Source organism: Neisseria sp. P0008.S004, assembly GCF_051962755.1.
In the GTDB taxonomy this organism is placed as follows: Bacteria; Pseudomonadota; Gammaproteobacteria; order Burkholderiales; family Neisseriaceae; genus Neisseria; species Neisseria subflava_A.
In genome coordinates, this window is record NZ_JBQCUZ010000003.1 from 1 (window position 1) to 15,567 (window position 15,567).

Sequence of the window (15,567 nt, forward strand, 5' to 3'; positions counted from 1 at the left end):
TTTTACTTTAGAAATTTCTACGCCAGCTTTAATTTGACCGTACAGAGTTACGTCAGCCATAGCTGCAACAGGCAGGGCAGCCAGAGTCAGGGCAATCAGGGATTTTTTCATTGCTGTATTCCTTTTCTATTGTGAAGAAATAACTTAAGCAGACCGGACAATCCGCTTAGGCTTACTTTATCGCTGGAATCAGCGATTCCATGGCTGTCACTATAATTGTTCCTTTCTAAAAAAACAAACTTTATTCAATTCCCCCCACTACCGTAGAAACCAAATAAAGGTAGAGACAACCCAAATAATGGAAATTTATTATTTAAAATCAATGATAAATTTCTTCAAAACCCAAATTTGCATTTTTACAACACTTTATCAGTTTACACATCAATCACGCTATTTTGTTGCTTTTATACCAACAATCCGCAGTCAGGCCGTCTGAAAATCATTACCTAGAACGCTCATCCACTCGGGCAAAGATAGTTGTGTCACCCCAAACTCATCAGGATAGTCAACACCTGTTAAATATAGACCATCAGACATAAAAGTTGGCGGAGCCTTCAATCTGCTTTTTGCATGAAAGACCGACTCAAACTCATCTACACTGATTCTGCCACTACCTACGTACACCAATGCCCCCATAATATTGCGTACCATATGATGCAAGAATGCATTTCCATGCAAATCAAGGCACAGATAGCGAGAAGTTCCACTAATCTTTGTACTATATAGTGTCTTTATAGGGGACTTCGCCTGACATTCGGCCGCTCGAAAGCTGGAAAAGTCATGTTCCCCCTCCAACAAGGCAGCAGCCTGCCTCATCAGATTTAAATCTAATTTCAAATGCGTCCACCCTACTCTGCCAACTAATAATGGAGAACGAACCGGTGAAGATTCCAATAAATAGCGATAATGGCGGCCATAAGCATCAAATCGGGCATGGAAATGAGGTACAACTTTTTGCGCAACCAACACAGCAACACCATCAGGCAAATGTGCATTGACACCACGCACCCATGCTTGCTCCGGACGACTTACTGACGTATCAAAATGCACCACTTGAGCAGTTGCATGCACACCCGTATCCGTCCTTCCCGCAACAATAGTATTAATTTGCTCCCTTGCTATTGAAGACAACGCCTGCTCTAAGGCCGTCTGAACAGTCGGCAAATCTCCCGCCTGTTTTTGCCAACCATAAAAACGGCTACCGTCATAAGAGAGGGTCAAAGCCCAACGCTGCACGAGATGCCCTGTTGTATTTCCTTTTTCAGTCATTTCTTATACTTCTTGTAAATTGATATTGTTGCCTACGCTTAAGTAACAAATATTAAAAAGGCGTGATTAACACACGCCTCTCATGTATTTCAGACGGCCTTCATCTTAATTTACCATAAAAAAGATGCCGTCTGAAACGGCATCTTCATTTTACTAGTACTTATACGCCAAGCTCTTTCATCAGTTTTTGGGCTTTATACAGAATATCTCCTTCAGCCTCTTCAATCAGCGCTTGCAATGTTTCTCGAGCCGCTTCAGGATCACCGATTTCGATATACATCTTAGCCAAATCATATTTGGCTTCAAGCGGTGCAGTCATACCGACTGATTCTGAAACAAAGCCTCTTTCACTATTGCTTTTATCGGCAGCCACTGAAACATCTTCAGCTCCCCATTCCAATGCACCTTCTTCAATCACAAACTCAGAAGCAGCTTCTTCTTTCTCTACTTCTTCTTTGGTTTCTTGAATTTGCAAGTCTTGATCTTGCTTGATATCGAATGGCAACACATGGCCGTCTGAATCTTCAGGGGTATCTACCGTAAACTCGAGTGGCTCTTCATTTCTTGACTCGAAGACTTTTGTTTCTGTCGCAAAATCAAACTCATCAAATGTATTTACCTGCTCTTCTTTACGTTCAGGCATAACAACGGATACCGGCTGATATGGATTTTCCGGTTCAGGCTCGTACACGCTTTCTGTTGATTCGATACTATCCCAATCAGCATAGCGACGTTGCTCTGTCTCTGCATCATGCGTTACTGCACCTGAAAGAATACCTGTCTGACTATTGTCAATCTTACCCAAATCAAGTTTAACATCATTAATAGTGGAAGATTCTTCTACTTCATTGATGACCACATCATCTTCGAAATCGTCTTCGATAAACAGACCGTCTTGAATTTTTTCAGACGGCGTTACTTTAGTTGTAGCAACCGCAGCAGCTGAAGCAGCAACATTTTTCTGTACAGCCTTTTCTTCATCCTTACGGCTTACAGGCGCTGCTTCCGGCTCATCTTTACGTTTACCGGCAGCTTTCAACAACAACCAAGCAGCAATAAGGGCTGCACCGCCTGCCAATAACCATTTCCATAAATTACCATCTGATTCGCTTTCTGTTTGCTCCGCGACAGAATCAGTGGTTGCAACAGGCTCAGAAGCCACTATATTCTCTTGAGCATCGGAAGCCATAGCTTCTTGAATATCGGACGCAGGAACAGTCGATGCGGCTTTTTCATTAACCGCTGCAGATGCTGCTTGTTCTGTTTGTTCAGCTGAAGCTTGTTTTACTTCTTCCTGTTGCTGTGTATTTACGCCAGCATCTTTAACCTGAGCTTCAGTTTGAGCATCAGGCTGAACAACAGGTTTTTCTGTTTTAGCCTCTGTTGTATTAGCGGTTTCATTAGCTTTTTCTGTTGCCGTATTAGTTTTAGCAGGAGCAGAAGCAGCCAAGCGTTGCAATTCGCTACGGTTTGGAATATTCAGTACTTTACCTGCCAACATACGGTTGGCATTATTATCAATAAACACATCCGGGTTGGCATTTACCAAAGCCTGGATGGTTTGATCCAAGGTCATACCTTGCGGACGGATGCTCGACGCAATGGCCATCAGGGTTTCACCCGTACGCACCAAATGCTGTCTGCCTAAACGTGAGGCAGTGTCGTTTTTAGCAGAGGCCGTCTGAACTTGTTTTTTCTCAGCCTTACGCTGCACATCCTTACGCACCTGAGTGGCCTGATTACCTGCTGCTTTATTATTTTTCGTTGCAGGCTGTTGGACATTACGTGTCGGCTCGGAGGATTGAGATTCAGTGGCCGGACGGGTACGAACAGATGCAGCATCTTTAGAATCATATCCGGCCGGATCGATAATGGCGGTGTATTCACGCGATTGCGCGCCGATACCTACTTGGAAAACCAAAACAGGATCTTTGATGGCTTGAGAAGAGCGGATAGTAACGACTGCCTTATCGCCTGATTTGCGTACCGCCGCGCGCAAATTGCCATTTGAAATAGTGGCCTTACCGCCATTGAGCAGAGCCTGAGCTTCCTCACCAGTCACAGTGATACTGCCTGTAAAAGGCTCACCCAAATGAGATTGAACATTCAAGCCCCCCAAACCCGCAGAGGCACTGAGCGATGTCATTAAAGCGATAGAAGCTGTAATTAATTTAATATTGTGATGTTTTTTCAAAACGGATCCCCTGTTCGAAAATTATGGTACTAACCAATGTGCGCGCATTCAACCATATATTTACTAGATATTACGTCATGATATATTTTTAACCTATTCCTGCCAAGCAATAGAGGCTATTCAGCCTAAAATTCCTTAGCAAATCTATTACTTTTGCATGCTTGTGTTTCTTTTTTACAAATTTCGCTAACCCAAAACAAATATTTTATATAAATATATGTGGTATTAAAGTCATGGGGAAAGGTGCAAAAAAACACATCTCCCTGTATGATTAGCATTTACTCAATTAGTTTCATCATTAATATATGAAGATTTTGAGCGACTTATTCGCCGTATTCTTATTTTTCATCACATATATCATCACCAAAGACATGATTGCCGCAACAGCTGTTGCGGTTATAGTCGGCATTGCCCAAGCTGCGCTGACCTTTTGGAAACACCGTAAACTGGATACCATGCAATGGGTCAGCCTGATTTTGATTGTCTTTTTTGGCGGCGCAACGATTCTGCTGAAAGACAACCGCTTTATCATGTGGAAACCGACCGTTCTGTTTTGGATCGGTGCCATCGTCATGCTGTTCAGCCACCTTGCCGGTAAAAACGGGCTTAAAGCCGTCATGGGCAAAGAAATGCAGCTCCCTGATTTTGTATGGACGCACCTGACTTATGCATGGATTGGCTTCCTGATTTTTATGGGTGCGGCCAACCTCTTTGTCTTTACATATTTTCCAGACCAATGGGTCAATTACAAACTGTTCGGCACATTGGGTTTCACAATCATTTTTTCCATCGCACAGGGTATGTATCTGATGCGTTTTCAGCCTAAGGAGGATCAATAATGGAATATTTCATGCTTTTGGCTACTGATGCCGAAGATGTCCACGAAGCACGCATGGCAGCACGCCCTGCCCATTTAGCACGCTTAGAAGAATTGAAAGCGCAAGGCCGTCTGCTGACTGCCGGCCCCAATCCTCTACCAGATAATCCGGAACGCGTTTCCGGCAGCCTGATAGTGGCTCAATTTGAATCTTTGGACGCTGCACAAGAATGGGCTGAACAAGACCCTTACGTCGATGCCGGCGTATACGCAGAAGTATTGATTAAACCCTTTAAAGCCGTATTCAAATGAGCAATATGCGTCAAATTATCGAGGAACGCCTGCAGGCGCTTGAGCCTGAGTTCTTCGATTTTGAAGATGAAAGCCACCTGCACGCCGGCCATGCCGGTAATAAAGGCGGCGGGCATTACGCCATAGTGGTGGTCAGCAACGCATTTGAAAACATTGGCCGCCTCCAGCGGCAACGTATGATTAAGCAGCTTTTACAGGACTTGTTTTCAGACGGCCTGATTCATGCACTCAGTATCAAAGCAGCCACGCCGGACGAATACTTCCATTAAGATTACTGCCCAAACTTTGATTTCCAATCATTAATTTAAAAGAGAAATACGATGAAAAAAACCTACTTTGCTTCAGCCTTGATGCTTGCTCTGACTTCCGGCACCCTGTTTGCCCAAACTTTGGTGACCGTCAACGGCCAAGCCATCGACAGCAGCGTTATCGATGACCAAATCGCTTCCGTACGCGCCAGCAACCCGAACGTTCAAGACACTCCTGAATTGCGTCAAATGCTGACTGAACGCCAAGTTATCAGCACTGTTGTTACCCAAGAAGCTAAAAAATTAAAACTGGATCAAAGCGCTGAATTCAAAACTGCATTGGAGCAAGCGCGTGCCGATGCCGCCAAACAAGGTGCAGATAAAAAAGCCACATTCAAAACCGAATGGGCAGTTTTCGAAAATGATTTGTTAGGCCAAGCTTTCGCGGCGCATATCGTCCGTCAATATCCTGTCCAAGAAAAAGATGTCAAAGCCGCTTACAACGACTTCAGCAACTTCTATAAAGGTACTCAGGAAGTCCAACTGGGCGAAATCGTGACCGACAGCAGCAGCAATGCCCAAAAAGCCATTGCCGATTTGGATGCGAAAAAAAGCTTTGTTTCGATATTGAACCAATACTCAATTGACGAAGCGGCCAAAAAAGCCGGCGGCATCCCTAAAGCTTATGTTCCGCTTAAAGATTTGCAAGAATCAGCGCCTCCGCTTTACGCTGCTGTCAAAGACCTGAAAAAAGGTGCACACACTAAAACTCCACTGCAAAACGGTAATTTGTACGCCGTTTTCTATGTCAATGACCGTCGTAACGTTACTGTACCTTCTTACGAAGCCGCTAAAAACGAGATTGGCAACGACTTACAGGCAGCCCGTGTTGATGCGGCCATTCAATCATTACTGAAAAAAGCCAGCATCAAAGTCAACAAATAATATAAGGTGCCCGCCGTGATAGCGGCGGGCAATAAGGAACTCACATGAACATCAAGCCCAAAACTGCCGTTTTGGCTATCCTCGCCTTGTCAACCGTGAGCTTAGCAACCGCCAAAGCGCCTGAAATCGATCCCGCCCGTATCGACAGCATGGTCGCCGAAGTATTGAGACAGGCCGATCAACATCCCAACCAGACTGCCAAACCCGATGGCCAGGCAATCCGCAAAGATGTGGTTACACGTTTGCAGACTTTGGAAATTTTGAAAAATGAAGCCATCAAGGCTGGTTTGGACAAAGATGCGGAAGTGCAGAATCAGCTTAAAAACGTTGAAGCTGAGTTTTATGCCAACCAATACGCTGCCTATCTAGAACGCCAAACCGCGGTTGACGATGCTGAGTTGCGCCGTTTCTACGACCAGCAAACACGCATTATCAAGCTGCAACAAGTCAGCTTTGCTTCAGCCGACGAAGTACGCGCCGCGCAAGAACTGCTGCTCAAAGGCTTGTCATTTGAAGAGCTGATGAAACGCTATCCCAACCCCGAACAAGAGTTCGACGGCTTCATCTCTCCGCAGCAGCTCTCTCCTCAACTGGCTACCGCTTTTGCTGACATGAACCGAGGCGATGTAACGCATGAGCCGATTCAGATGGAAAGCCGTTTTTATCTGTTTAAACTCAGTGCAGTAGAACGCGATCCCAATGCCGAACCTTTCGAACTGGTACGCAATCAGATTGCCCAAGCCGTTAAACGACAAAAAGTCGAGAATCAGATCGAACGTATCTTAAAAGAAAACGACATTAATCCGTAAATTAATTCAATGGTTTCAGGCCGTCTGAAACTATATTTAAACCCCAAGGGCGTATCTTACGCCCTTTTTTACAAACTTCTTTTATTCAAAAACATCATGCGCGCTGTTATCCAAAAAGTTACCCAAGCTAAAGTTGACGTTTTGTCCGAAAACTCCTGCGAAACCTGTGGCGAAATCAACAACGGATTTATGATATTGATCGGCGTTACCCACACCGATACAGAAGCGGACGCCAAATACATTGCGGATAAAACCGCCAACCTACGTATCTTTGAAGACGAAAACGGCAAATTAAATTTATCGCTCAAAGATGTCGGTGGCTCGATATTACTGGTTTCTCAGTTTACCCTTTACGCCGATGCGCGCAGCGGCCGCCGTCCGTCCTTCTCCAATGCTGCCCCTGCCGAACAAGCAGACAAGCTTTATCAATACACCGCGCAACTTTTGCGCGAACATGGATTGACTGTCGAAACCGGCAGATTCCAAACCCATATGCAGGTCTCCCTTTGCAATGACGGGCCGGTTACCTTATTGCTTGATTCGCAAAAAACATTCTAAATCCCATAGGAAAAGGCCGTCTGAAATATTTCAGACGGCCTTTCCATTTCTGATCATTACTAAATCAAGCCTTGCGCTTTCACCCAGTTCACAATATCTGCCTCAACGGCTTCAGGCGAACCCGGATTGTCAATTTTGACACCGTACTCATCAGCACCCAGCTCTTCCAAAATCTCCAGCTGAGAATCCAGCATTCCGGCTTTCATATAATGCCCCTGACGCGACAGCATACGCTCAAGATTGATTGCTTGAGGCGGAGTCAAATGGATAAAAGCCACCTTCCCTTCTGCACCACGCAGAATATCGCGGTATTGGCGTTTGAGTGCGGAACAAGTAACGATGGAATATGTTTCCCCATTTTTTGCCTGCTCCGTCATCCAGTCACGCAAATTGCCGAGCCATGGGTAGCGGTCTTCATCCGTTAACGGAATACCTGCACCCATTTTATCGCGGTTGGCTTGGGTATGAAAATCGTCGCCTTCAGCATACGGACATTGGTTGAGATGTTTTTGCAAAGACAGCGCGGCAGTGGTTTTACCGCAACCGCACACGCCCATCATGACAAAATGTGTCGTCATTTTTCTACTCCTTGTTTATCTAGATTTTAACGGTATTTAAAAACGGGCGGATTGTGTTATCTCAAAAACACTATCCGCCCGTTCTTCCGATTAAACCAAAACAAACAACACTGACGATAAAGCAAAACCGATGAGTGCGATAAGTGTTTGGTTGACCGTCCATGTCTTCAAGGTCGTCGGCACATCCATATTCAACAGACGGCCGACAAGCCAGAAACCGGAGTCGTTAAAGTGGCTGCAACCAACGGAACCTGCCGCCGTAGCCAATACCACGCAAGTAATCTGCCAATCGCTGAAACCTGCCGCCGCAACGGCCGGTGCCATCAACGCGGCAGCGGTAGTCAATGCAACGGTCGCAGAACCTTGCGCAATACGCAAAGCCAAAGCCACCAAGAAACAACCCAGCAAAACAGGGATACCCAAGTCCGCCATACTGTCGGCCAAAGCCTTACCGATACCGGAAGCACGCAACACTCCGCCGAACATACCGCCCGCACCGGTAATCAAAATGACCGAGCAAACCGGACCCAATGCGCCATCAATGGTTTTCTCCAAAGCGCTGGCTTTTTCGCCACGTTTGCCACCCAATACATACAGGGCTACCAAAACAGAAATCAGCAAAGCAATCGGTGTCGAACCGATCATGCGACCAAATTGCACCCAGCCTTCATCTGCACTGACAACTTTCTCACTGATTAAAGTGGACAAACCGGTATTTAAGAAAATCAACAGCATAGGAATCAGCATAATACCAACAACGGTAGATGCTTTTGCAGGCGCTTTCGGTTGGTCATTATCTTGCGTACCACCACTGATCAGATCAGGAACAGGTACATGAATGCTGCGACCCAAAACTTTACCCAATAAATAGCCGCTGAAATACCAAGTAATCAAGGCAACAGGCAAACCCAAAATCAGCAGTTGACCAATATTTGCGCCATAGAACTCAGAAGCAGCAATCGGGCCAGGATGAGGCGGCAGGAAGACGTGCATGACCGAAAATGCGCCAATAGACGCCATCGCGTATGGCAGAACGGTCTGCTTCATACGGCGTGCCGTTGCAAACACAATCGGCAACATCACCACCAAGCCGGCATCAAAGAAAATCGGGAAACCAAAAATCAAAGAAGCCACGCCTAAAGCAAATGGTGCACGATTCTCACCAAAAATCTGAATCAGCGCATCTGCCAAAGACTGAGCGCCACCGGAAGTTTCCACCAAACGGCCGAGCATTGCGCCCAAACCGACCAGCAACGCCACGCTGCCGAGCGTACCGCCGAAGTTTTTGACCAATACATCATTAACAATGCTGCCCATAGGCAGACCTGTTACGATGGCAGTCAGCAGGCTGACCAATACCAACGTCAGCAAGGCATGAACGCGCAGTTTTACAATCAAAATCAAGATTAGCAAAATCGCTGCCGCGGCGATACCGAGCAAGGTACCGGCACTCAGCGTTTGAGTCCATCCATCCATTTTGAAGCCTTTCTCTGTAAGAAAAATACAAACTTATTAATGTTTCTTAACACACTTAGATAAGATAACACATTTCACTATGGGTTCATATGGATGGATTTAGTCAAAATATAAATTTCTCTTTTTCAAAACCCTTTTTGCAAGATGCTTGATAACTAAGAATAGCAAAGAAAAAACAAAGGCAATAAAAAGGCCGTCTGAAACGTAGTTAATTTTCAGACGGCCTGACATCATTCTTCTCGATAAAATAGAAACGAATATTTTTTCAATTACCTAAAATCAAGTATTTTCGGCTTATGCCTTGGTAAAAATCACCCCATTTCCCAAACGTAATTCCGGCAGTTTGGTATTAAAATCCAGCCCATTGAGGCATGAGGGACTGTTACACATTACTGCTTCGATTTCGGCAAAATCCTCGGTCAAAAATTTTAGCCGAATCAAAAGAATCTGGGCAGTAATGTTTTACGACTCCCCAAACATCCATCATACTTTTTCTTAAAAACTGAAGTGCGATGATACAAAGGCCGTCTGAAAAATTCTTCAGACGGCCTTGATTCTTAAACTTCTGCCGGTGGTTGCGGTGTATCTTCATCTTCCTGCTGCGTTTTCGCTTTGATAAAGCGGCTGAACCAAATGCCTGCTTCGTAGAGCAGAATCAGCGGAACAGCAAGCAGGGTTTGAGAAATTACGTCAGGCGGCGTGATGATTGCAGCCACGACAAACGCACCGACAATCACATACGGACGCGCATTCTTAAGCTGTTCAGTCGAAACAATGCCCATTTTTGCAAGTAACACCACAACGACGGGAACTTCAAACGTCGTACCGAATGCAACAAACATGCCCAAAATAAAGGACAGGTATTTGTCGATATCGGTCGCCATATTGACGCCGACAGGGGTTACCCCGGCCAAGAATTTGAAAATAACGGGAAATACCAAAAAATAGGCAAACGCCATACCGACAAAGAAAAGCGTCACGCTGGACAACACCAGCGGCGTAATCAAGCGTTTTTCGTTTTGGTATAAGGCAGGAGCGACAAACGCCCAAACTTGATACAGCGTGTGCGGCAACGACAGCAGAAATGCCGCCATCAGAGTAACCTTGACCGGCACAAAAAACGGCGCGATCACATCGGTTGCAATCATGCTGGTATCTTTAGGCAGATTGGCCATCAATGGTTCGGCAACAAAGGTATAGAGCTGCTGGGCAAACGGCATCATACCCAAAAAGCAGACGACGATACCGATGACGATCCACATCATGCGGCGGCGCAGCTCGAGAAGATGCTCGATAAGCGGTTGGACGGGTTGTTCGTGTTGAGGTTCGGACACCGGTTGACTCACTTTTTACTTACGGACGCGCAGTTTGGGTTTGGCGTGGAATTTCGGACGCATATCGCGTTTGCGGCTCATCGCCTGCTTACGCAAAGAAGTCGTATGCAGCGAAGGAACATCGGCGACAGGGGCTTCGACATAGCTGACTTCGACCGCCGGAGTGGGTGAAACCGATGCGGTCAAATACTCACGCCAAGCGCGGTCTTGCTCGGACTCGGCATTTTCAGCCCCGACAGGCTCTTGAGTTTGCGCTGCTCCACCCTCTTCAGGAACTTGGGCCGCACTTTCATTTTCAGTGCTGCTTGAAGCCAAATCAGGCAGAGGATTACCGAACTCGTCCACGCCAAAATCGGCAGGCGTTTTCTGTTCGGGCAGGCGTTCCCACGGCTTGAGGCCGTCTGAAATATCGCTCAGATTTTTTTGTGCATCGTTGCCCAAGTCTTTGATACCGTCGCGAAACTCGGATGCGGCGGTTTCAAATTCCTGCTTCACCTTGCGCAATTCGTCCAACTCAGCCTGAGTGTTGAGTTCCTGCTTGACGTTATTGACGAATCCTTGCAATTTACCGACCAAACGCCCAGCCGTACGCGCGGCTTGCGGCAGACGTTCGGGGCCAAGCACTATCAGGGCAACAACGCCGACCAGCAGCAATTCGCCCAAACCGAAATCAAACATGGATTATGCTTTGTCTTCGTCTTTTTTGTGTTCGATGACTTCGTCTTTTTTGGCATCTTTGCCGTCTGTACCTTCGTTCAGGCCTTGTTTGAAGTCATGCACTGCGCCGCCGAGATCTTTGCCGACGTTGCGCAATTTTTTGGTACCGAATACCAAAACGACGATAATCAGTACGATAATCCAGTGCCAAAGAGAGAAGCTACCCATGATAAGTCCTTGAATTTGTTTAATTTAAAAAGAGATAATAATTATGCGGGCGTACCCATGATATGGATATGCAGGTGGAAGACTTCTTGTCCGCCGCCTTTGCCTGTGTTGATCAGGGTTTTGAAACCGTCGGTCAAACCTGCCTCTTGGGCGATTTGAGGGACTTTCAACATCATTTTACCCAACAGGGTTTGATGTTCGGCAGTGGCGTGTGCCAGTGAATCGAAGTGTACTTTCGGAATCAGCAGCAGATGTACCGGCGCGGCAGGACGGATGTCTTTGAAACAAAGCATCTCATCGTCTTCGTAAACGGTTTGTGCCGGAATATCTTTGGCGGCGATTTTGCAGAAAATACAATTATCCATAATGGCTCCAATGGCCGTCTGAAAACGGGTGCAACGGGTTTCGCCAAACAAAGTGAAATCGTTTTTGCCCCAAGAGACGGATTCTGAAACAGGTCAAATACGGGATTGTAATATAAATTCAAGATTCTTTGCGAGAAGCTTTTTCCACCAATCCCGACAAACCTTGACGGCGCGCAAGCTCGTTGACCACATTTTCGGCGCGCAATCCGTGATGCGCCAATAAAACCATGGTGTGAAACCACAAATCCGCCACTTCGTAAACCAAATGTTCGCCGCCGCCATCTTTAGAAGCCATCAAGGTTTCGCCCGCTTCCTCGATGACTTTTTTCAGAATCTTGTCTTCGCCTTTGTGCAACAGTTGGGCAACGTAAGAAGCATCGGGATCGCCGCCTTTGCGCGAATCGATGACGTTTTGGATTTGGGTAAGGATGGTATCGGTCATGGTCGGTTTCTCTTATTTCTTTCAGACGGCCTTAAGGATGTTTATATCCGTAAATTGCTTCTTCGTCTTTCAACACGGCATCCACTGTCTGCCATGCACCCTCTTGCCAAACTTTGTAAAAGCAGCTTTCACGCCCGGTATGACAGGCAATGCCGCCGTTTTGTTCAATCAACATAACCACAGCGTCGCCATCGCAATCCAGGCGCAATTCGTGTACTTTTTGCGTATGCCCCGACTCTTCGCCCTTCATCCATTGTTTTTGGCGGGAACGGCTGTAATAGTGGGCAAAACCGGTTTCTACGGTTTTTTGCAGGGCTTCTGCGTTCATCCAGGCGACCATCAGCACACGGTGTGTCTGCCAATCTTGGGCAATGGCGCAAACCAAACCTTTTTCATCAAATTTTACGGCATTCAGCAGCGTTTCGTTTATATTCGACATTCGCGTTTTTCTCCCATATTTTTCAGACGGCCTTTGGGTAGCAATCACAAACGCACTTCAATTCCTGCTTCACGCATGGCCAGTTTCGCTTCGCGGATACTCGCTTCGCCAAAGTGGAAAATACTGGCGGCCAATACCGCATCTGCCTTTCCGTCTTTAATGCCGTCCACCAAGTGTTGTACCGAACCGACGCCACCGGAAGCAATGACCGGAATATCGACCGCTTCACTGACCGCGCGTGTCAAAGGCAGGTTAAAACCTTGCTTGGTGCCGTCCCGATCCATACTGGTCAGCAAAATCTCGCCCGCACCGCGCCGCTGCATTTCGACAGCCCATTCCACCGCATCCAAACCGGTCGGATTACGTCCGCCGTGGGTAAAGATTTCCCAACGGGTATTTTCAGGGTTGACCGCTTTGGCATCCACGGCAACGACAATCGCTTGTGAACCAAAAAAACCGGCCGCTTCATTTACCAAATCAGGATTGGTTACAGCGGCCGTATTGATGCTGGCCTTATCGGCACCGGCATTAAGCAGGCGACGGATATCGGCAACCGTACGCACACCGCCGCCGACCGTCAATGGAATAAAAACTTGTGATGCGACTGCCTCAATAACGTGCAAAATAGTATCGCGATTGTCGCTGGAGGCAGTAATGTCCAAAAAGGTCAATTCATCCGCGCCTTCATCGTTGTAGCGTTTGGCAACGTCAACCGGATTGCCTGCATCGCGTAAACCCAAAAAGTTGACACCTTTTACCACGCGACCGTCTTTTACATCCAGACAAGGAATAATTCGTTTTGCCAATGTCATACTCAATACCTCTTATCCGTTCTCAGGCCGTCTGAAACCGTCAGGCCAAAAATTTGCTCAACCAATCCGGCAAATGTTGCAACAGCTGAAAATAACCAATCCCCGCCATCATCGCCAAAACGCAGGAAATAATGAAATTGCTGTCGATGCGACCGACGATGGAAAAAATCAAACCGGCAAATGCCCATATTATCCCGTTGAAAATCATCCAATAGGTATCGATAATCGGCAAATCAAACGCCGTCAGCTGCCGCAATATCACTGCAATCAGTGTAAACCACAAACTTTCACTTAGTGGATACACTTCGCGGTCGGATGACCAGATAATCCAAAAACCCAAAACAAACGCTTCAAGCATACTAATCCCTTAATAAAATATCGATTGGGTTGTTTTTATAATTATTTCAAACAGATATAAACCCATGACCTATACAGGCAATCCCTTTGAGTGCATTTTTGTGTGCTGCGTCAGCCGCTGCGTTTTAATGGCCTGCAAGGTCTTATCCGCATAATCTGACACACTTAAGCCAAAGAATCGGCCAGTTTTTGCGCCTGTGCAAAATCAATGCTTCCCTCATAAATTGCACGGCCGGTAATTGCACCGCTCACGCCTTCGTTTTCAACGGCACACAATGCACGGATATCATCCAAATTCGTCAAACCGCCGGAAGCGATAATCGGAATATTCACGGATTGGGCCAATTTGACGGTAGCTTCGATATTCACGCCGCTCATCATGCCGTCGCGGCCGATATCGGTATAAATAATGCTGTTGACGCCATCGTCTTCAAAACGCTTGGCCAAATCGACGACATGATGCTCCGTTACCGTTGCCCAACCGTCTATCGCCACCATACCGTCTTTGGCATCCAAGCCGACGATAATCTGACCCGGAAAGGCCTTACATGCTTCGCGCACAAATTCAGGATTTTTTACCGCGGCCGTACCGATAATCACATCGGTCAGACCCAAATCCAAATACTTTTCGATGGTGCCCAAATCACGGATACCGCCGCCAAGCTGTACCGGAATATCTTTGGCTACGGCGGCCAAAATTTCTTTAATCGCCGGAAAATTTTGAGGAACGCCTGCGAATGCGCCGTTCAAATCAACCAAATGCAAACGGCGTGCGCCTTGATTGCGCCAATGCAAAGCCATCTCTGCCGGTGAATCGGAAAACACCGTCGCCTGCTCCATCAAGCCTTGTTTTAAGCGAACACAGCGTCCTTCTTTCAAATCAATGGCAGGTATCAACAGCATTTTCTTCTCCTCTATTCAATTTCAGTATATTTTACACAAATTAGCGATTTTTAGCAGATTTATGTTAAAAGCCTCAAATCTGCCAATTTAAAAAATTACGCAGCAGCAGCAATCCTGCCTGATGGCTTTTCTCCGTGTGGAACTGTGTGGCAAACACATTGTCCTTACCGACAATGCAGGCAAATTCATTCGGATATTCGCTAACGCCTAAAACAATCTCTTCATTTTTCGGTGCAAAATAATAGCTGTGAACAAAATAGAAATACTCGTTTTGCCCAATGTCTTGAAATAAAGGATGCGGACGGGTTTGGCGCACTGTATTCCAACCCATATGCGGCACTTTCAGACGGCCTCCTTGCTCATCGGTTTGATTGGGCAAAAACCGTTTTACTTGACCTTCAAACCAACCCAAACCATCTGTATCGCCTTCTTCACTGTGTTCAAACAATAATTGCGCACCTACGCAAATTCCAAAAAACGGCTTGTTTTTCAGGCCGTCTGAAACCGCCTCACCCAAACCGCTTGCCTCCAGCGCCGACATGCAATCCGGCATGGCACCCTGCCCTGGAAAGATAACCTTATCCGCCGCCATCACCTCTTCAGGCCGCGAAGTCAGATAAACCTCGGCATTTTGATTAGACAAAACCTGCGCCGCCTGAACAGATTTCAATACTGAGTGCAGGTTTCCCATTCCATAATCAACAATCGCTACTTTCATTGCTTCTCCTCAGGCCGTCTGAAAACATTTAATGATTAATATAATAATAAGAATGATTGTAGCAAAAGATGGTTTAAAACAAAATATTGTCGATATACAAGACAAA

20 protein-coding genes and 1 pseudogene are annotated in these 15,567 nt (G+C 46.4%); 6 read left to right on the plus strand and 15 right to left on the minus strand.

Annotated elements, in window-relative coordinates:
• The 3 genes and pseudogenes from ACTHSW_RS03500 to ACTHSW_RS03510 form a co-directional block, all read right to left on the minus strand.
• Positions 1 to 111: pseudogene (locus ACTHSW_RS03500) on the minus strand (porin); the annotation flags it as partial.
• Positions 112 to 423: 312 nt separating this feature from the next.
• Entirely contained in the window at positions 424 to 1,269 is an 846-nt protein-coding gene (truA, locus tag ACTHSW_RS03505; protein WP_070460219.1) for a tRNA pseudouridine(38-40) synthase TruA, read from the minus strand.
• A gap of 160 nt (positions 1,270 to 1,429) precedes the next feature.
• Entirely contained in the window at positions 1,430 to 3,415 is a 1,986-nt protein-coding gene (locus ACTHSW_RS03510; RefSeq protein WP_107810942.1) for a FimV/HubP family polar landmark protein, read from the minus strand.
• A gap of 353 nt (positions 3,416 to 3,768) precedes the next feature.
• Between ACTHSW_RS03510 and ACTHSW_RS03515 the strand changes: the two genes are divergently transcribed.
• From ACTHSW_RS03515 to dtd, 6 genes are all read left to right on the plus strand, one after another.
• A complete protein-coding gene (locus tag ACTHSW_RS03515; RefSeq protein ID WP_070460216.1) occupies positions 3,769 to 4,302 on the plus strand; it encodes a septation protein A in 534 nt (177 codons plus the stop codon).
• The gene (locus ACTHSW_RS03520) at positions 4,302 to 4,592 is read left to right on the plus strand and encodes a YciI family protein (RefSeq protein ID WP_004519663.1); all 291 of its coding nucleotides are present in this window, start codon (positions 4,302 to 4,304) and stop codon (positions 4,590 to 4,592) included. The genes ACTHSW_RS03515 and ACTHSW_RS03520 overlap by 1 nt, the downstream gene beginning before the upstream one ends.
• Positions 4,589 to 4,861, plus strand: coding sequence for a BolA family protein (locus ACTHSW_RS03525; protein WP_070460214.1), 273 nt, complete (start codon positions 4,589 to 4,591; stop codon positions 4,859 to 4,861). Before ACTHSW_RS03520 ends, ACTHSW_RS03525 begins: the two co-directional genes overlap by 4 nt.
• Before the next feature lie 51 nt (positions 4,862 to 4,912).
• Positions 4,913 to 5,785: a peptidylprolyl isomerase gene (locus ACTHSW_RS03530; RefSeq protein ID WP_070460209.1), complete on the plus strand. Its 873-nt coding sequence runs from the start codon at positions 4,913 to 4,915 to the stop codon at positions 5,783 to 5,785.
• A 44-nt stretch (positions 5,786 to 5,829) separates the two neighbouring features.
• The gene (locus ACTHSW_RS03535) at positions 5,830 to 6,594 is read left to right on the plus strand and encodes a peptidyl-prolyl cis-trans isomerase (protein ID WP_070460208.1); all 765 of its coding nucleotides are present in this window, start codon (positions 5,830 to 5,832) and stop codon (positions 6,592 to 6,594) included.
• A 96-nt stretch (positions 6,595 to 6,690) separates the two neighbouring features.
• On the plus strand, positions 6,691 to 7,152 hold the full coding sequence (dtd, locus tag ACTHSW_RS03540; RefSeq protein ID WP_070460225.1) for a D-aminoacyl-tRNA deacylase: 462 nt from the start codon (positions 6,691 to 6,693) through the stop codon (positions 7,150 to 7,152).
• A gap of 59 nt (positions 7,153 to 7,211) precedes the next feature.
• On the opposite strand, the gene ACTHSW_RS03545 is transcribed toward dtd, so the two are convergent.
• The 12 genes from ACTHSW_RS03545 to hisH all read right to left on the minus strand — a co-directional run bounded on the left by ACTHSW_RS03545 (position 7,212) and on the right by hisH (position 15,461).
• Complete coding sequence (locus ACTHSW_RS03545; RefSeq protein WP_070460206.1) at positions 7,212 to 7,730, minus strand: gluconokinase, GntK/IdnK-type; 519 nt, start codon at positions 7,728 to 7,730, stop codon at positions 7,212 to 7,214.
• A 90-nt stretch (positions 7,731 to 7,820) separates the two neighbouring features.
• Positions 7,821 to 9,206, minus strand: coding sequence for a GntP family permease (locus ACTHSW_RS03550; protein ID WP_070460203.1), 1,386 nt, complete (start codon positions 9,204 to 9,206; stop codon positions 7,821 to 7,823).
• Between the two features lie 557 nt (positions 9,207 to 9,763).
• Complete coding sequence (gene tatC, locus ACTHSW_RS03555) at positions 9,764 to 10,540, minus strand: twin-arginine translocase subunit TatC (RefSeq protein WP_070460201.1); 777 nt, start codon at positions 10,538 to 10,540, stop codon at positions 9,764 to 9,766.
• 15 nt (positions 10,541 to 10,555) lie between these two features.
• Positions 10,556 to 11,218 carry a Sec-independent protein translocase protein TatB gene (gene tatB / locus ACTHSW_RS03560; RefSeq protein ID WP_070460199.1) on the minus strand — a complete coding sequence of 221 codons (663 nt, stop codon included), beginning with the start codon at positions 11,216 to 11,218 and terminating at the stop codon, positions 10,556 to 10,558.
• 3 nt (positions 11,219 to 11,221) lie between these two features.
• On the minus strand, positions 11,222 to 11,425 hold the full coding sequence (tatA, locus tag ACTHSW_RS03565; RefSeq protein ID WP_003679438.1) for a Sec-independent protein translocase subunit TatA: 204 nt from the start codon (positions 11,423 to 11,425) through the stop codon (positions 11,222 to 11,224).
• 41 nt (positions 11,426 to 11,466) lie between these two features.
• On the minus strand, positions 11,467 to 11,790 hold the full coding sequence (locus ACTHSW_RS03570; RefSeq protein WP_003748648.1) for a histidine triad nucleotide-binding protein: 324 nt from the start codon (positions 11,788 to 11,790) through the stop codon (positions 11,467 to 11,469).
• A gap of 118 nt (positions 11,791 to 11,908) precedes the next feature.
• Entirely contained in the window at positions 11,909 to 12,232 is a 324-nt protein-coding gene (locus tag ACTHSW_RS03575; RefSeq protein ID WP_070460197.1) for a phosphoribosyl-ATP diphosphatase, read from the minus strand.
• 31 nt (positions 12,233 to 12,263) lie between these two features.
• Entirely contained in the window at positions 12,264 to 12,671 is a 408-nt protein-coding gene (gene hisI / locus ACTHSW_RS03580; RefSeq protein WP_070460195.1) for a phosphoribosyl-AMP cyclohydrolase, read from the minus strand.
• A 44-nt stretch (positions 12,672 to 12,715) separates the two neighbouring features.
• Positions 12,716 to 13,483 (minus strand): imidazole glycerol phosphate synthase subunit HisF, encoded by a 768-nt coding sequence (gene hisF / locus ACTHSW_RS03585; RefSeq protein ID WP_070460193.1) that lies wholly within the window; start codon positions 13,481 to 13,483, stop codon positions 12,716 to 12,718.
• Between the two features lie 40 nt (positions 13,484 to 13,523).
• Entirely contained in the window at positions 13,524 to 13,841 is a 318-nt protein-coding gene (locus ACTHSW_RS03590) for a multidrug transporter MatE (protein WP_070460191.1), read from the minus strand.
• Positions 13,842 to 14,005: 164 nt separating this feature from the next.
• The gene (gene hisA / locus ACTHSW_RS03595) at positions 14,006 to 14,743 is read right to left on the minus strand and encodes a 1-(5-phosphoribosyl)-5-[(5-phosphoribosylamino)methylideneamino]imidazole-4-carboxamide isomerase (protein WP_070460189.1); all 738 of its coding nucleotides are present in this window, start codon (positions 14,741 to 14,743) and stop codon (positions 14,006 to 14,008) included.
• Positions 14,744 to 14,816: 73 nt separating this feature from the next.
• Positions 14,817 to 15,461 (minus strand): imidazole glycerol phosphate synthase subunit HisH, encoded by a 645-nt coding sequence (gene hisH / locus ACTHSW_RS03600; RefSeq protein ID WP_070460187.1) that lies wholly within the window; start codon positions 15,459 to 15,461, stop codon positions 14,817 to 14,819.
• Positions 15,462 to 15,567 lie beyond the last annotated feature (106 nt).

What these genes read in the sequence shown, in the direction of transcription:
- truA (WP_070460219.1), bottom strand. Translation starts at nt 1,269, where the DNA reads ATGACTGAAAAAGGAAATACAACAGGGCATCTCGTGCAGCGTTGGGCT.
- ACTHSW_RS03510 (WP_107810942.1), bottom strand. Translation starts at nt 3,415, where the DNA reads ATGACATCGCTCAGTGCCTCTGCGGGTTTGGGGGGCTTGAATGTTCAA.
- ACTHSW_RS03515 (WP_070460216.1), top strand. Translation starts at nt 3,769, where the DNA reads ATGAAGATTTTGAGCGACTTATTCGCCGTATTCTTATTTTTCATCACA.
- ACTHSW_RS03520 (WP_004519663.1), top strand. Translation starts at nt 4,302, where the DNA reads ATGGAATATTTCATGCTTTTGGCTACTGATGCCGAAGATGTCCACGAA.
- ACTHSW_RS03525 (WP_070460214.1), top strand. Translation starts at nt 4,589, where the DNA reads ATGAGCAATATGCGTCAAATTATCGAGGAACGCCTGCAGGCGCTTGAG.
- ACTHSW_RS03530 (WP_070460209.1), top strand. Translation starts at nt 4,913, where the DNA reads ATGAAAAAAACCTACTTTGCTTCAGCCTTGATGCTTGCTCTGACTTCC.
- ACTHSW_RS03535 (WP_070460208.1), top strand. Translation starts at nt 5,830, where the DNA reads ATGAACATCAAGCCCAAAACTGCCGTTTTGGCTATCCTCGCCTTGTCA.
- dtd (WP_070460225.1), top strand. Translation starts at nt 6,691, where the DNA reads ATGCGCGCTGTTATCCAAAAAGTTACCCAAGCTAAAGTTGACGTTTTG.
- ACTHSW_RS03545 (WP_070460206.1), bottom strand. Translation starts at nt 7,730, where the DNA reads ATGACGACACATTTTGTCATGATGGGCGTGTGCGGTTGCGGTAAAACC.
- ACTHSW_RS03550 (WP_070460203.1), bottom strand. Translation starts at nt 9,206, where the DNA reads ATGGATGGATGGACTCAAACGCTGAGTGCCGGTACCTTGCTCGGTATC.
- tatB (WP_070460199.1), bottom strand. Translation starts at nt 11,218, where the DNA reads ATGTTTGATTTCGGTTTGGGCGAATTGCTGCTGGTCGGCGTTGTTGCC.
- tatA (WP_003679438.1), bottom strand. Translation starts at nt 11,425, where the DNA reads ATGGGTAGCTTCTCTCTTTGGCACTGGATTATCGTACTGATTATCGTC.
- ACTHSW_RS03570 (WP_003748648.1), bottom strand. Translation starts at nt 11,790, where the DNA reads ATGGATAATTGTATTTTCTGCAAAATCGCCGCCAAAGATATTCCGGCA.
- ACTHSW_RS03575 (WP_070460197.1), bottom strand. Translation starts at nt 12,232, where the DNA reads ATGACCGATACCATCCTTACCCAAATCCAAAACGTCATCGATTCGCGC.
- hisI (WP_070460195.1), bottom strand. Translation starts at nt 12,671, where the DNA reads ATGTCGAATATAAACGAAACGCTGCTGAATGCCGTAAAATTTGATGAA.
- hisF (WP_070460193.1), bottom strand. Translation starts at nt 13,483, where the DNA reads ATGACATTGGCAAAACGAATTATTCCTTGTCTGGATGTAAAAGACGGT.
- ACTHSW_RS03590 (WP_070460191.1), bottom strand. Translation starts at nt 13,841, where the DNA reads ATGCTTGAAGCGTTTGTTTTGGGTTTTTGGATTATCTGGTCATCCGAC.
- hisA (WP_070460189.1), bottom strand. Translation starts at nt 14,743, where the DNA reads ATGCTGTTGATACCTGCCATTGATTTGAAAGAAGGACGCTGTGTTCGC.
- hisH (WP_070460187.1), bottom strand. Translation starts at nt 15,461, where the DNA reads ATGAAAGTAGCGATTGTTGATTATGGAATGGGAAACCTGCACTCAGTA.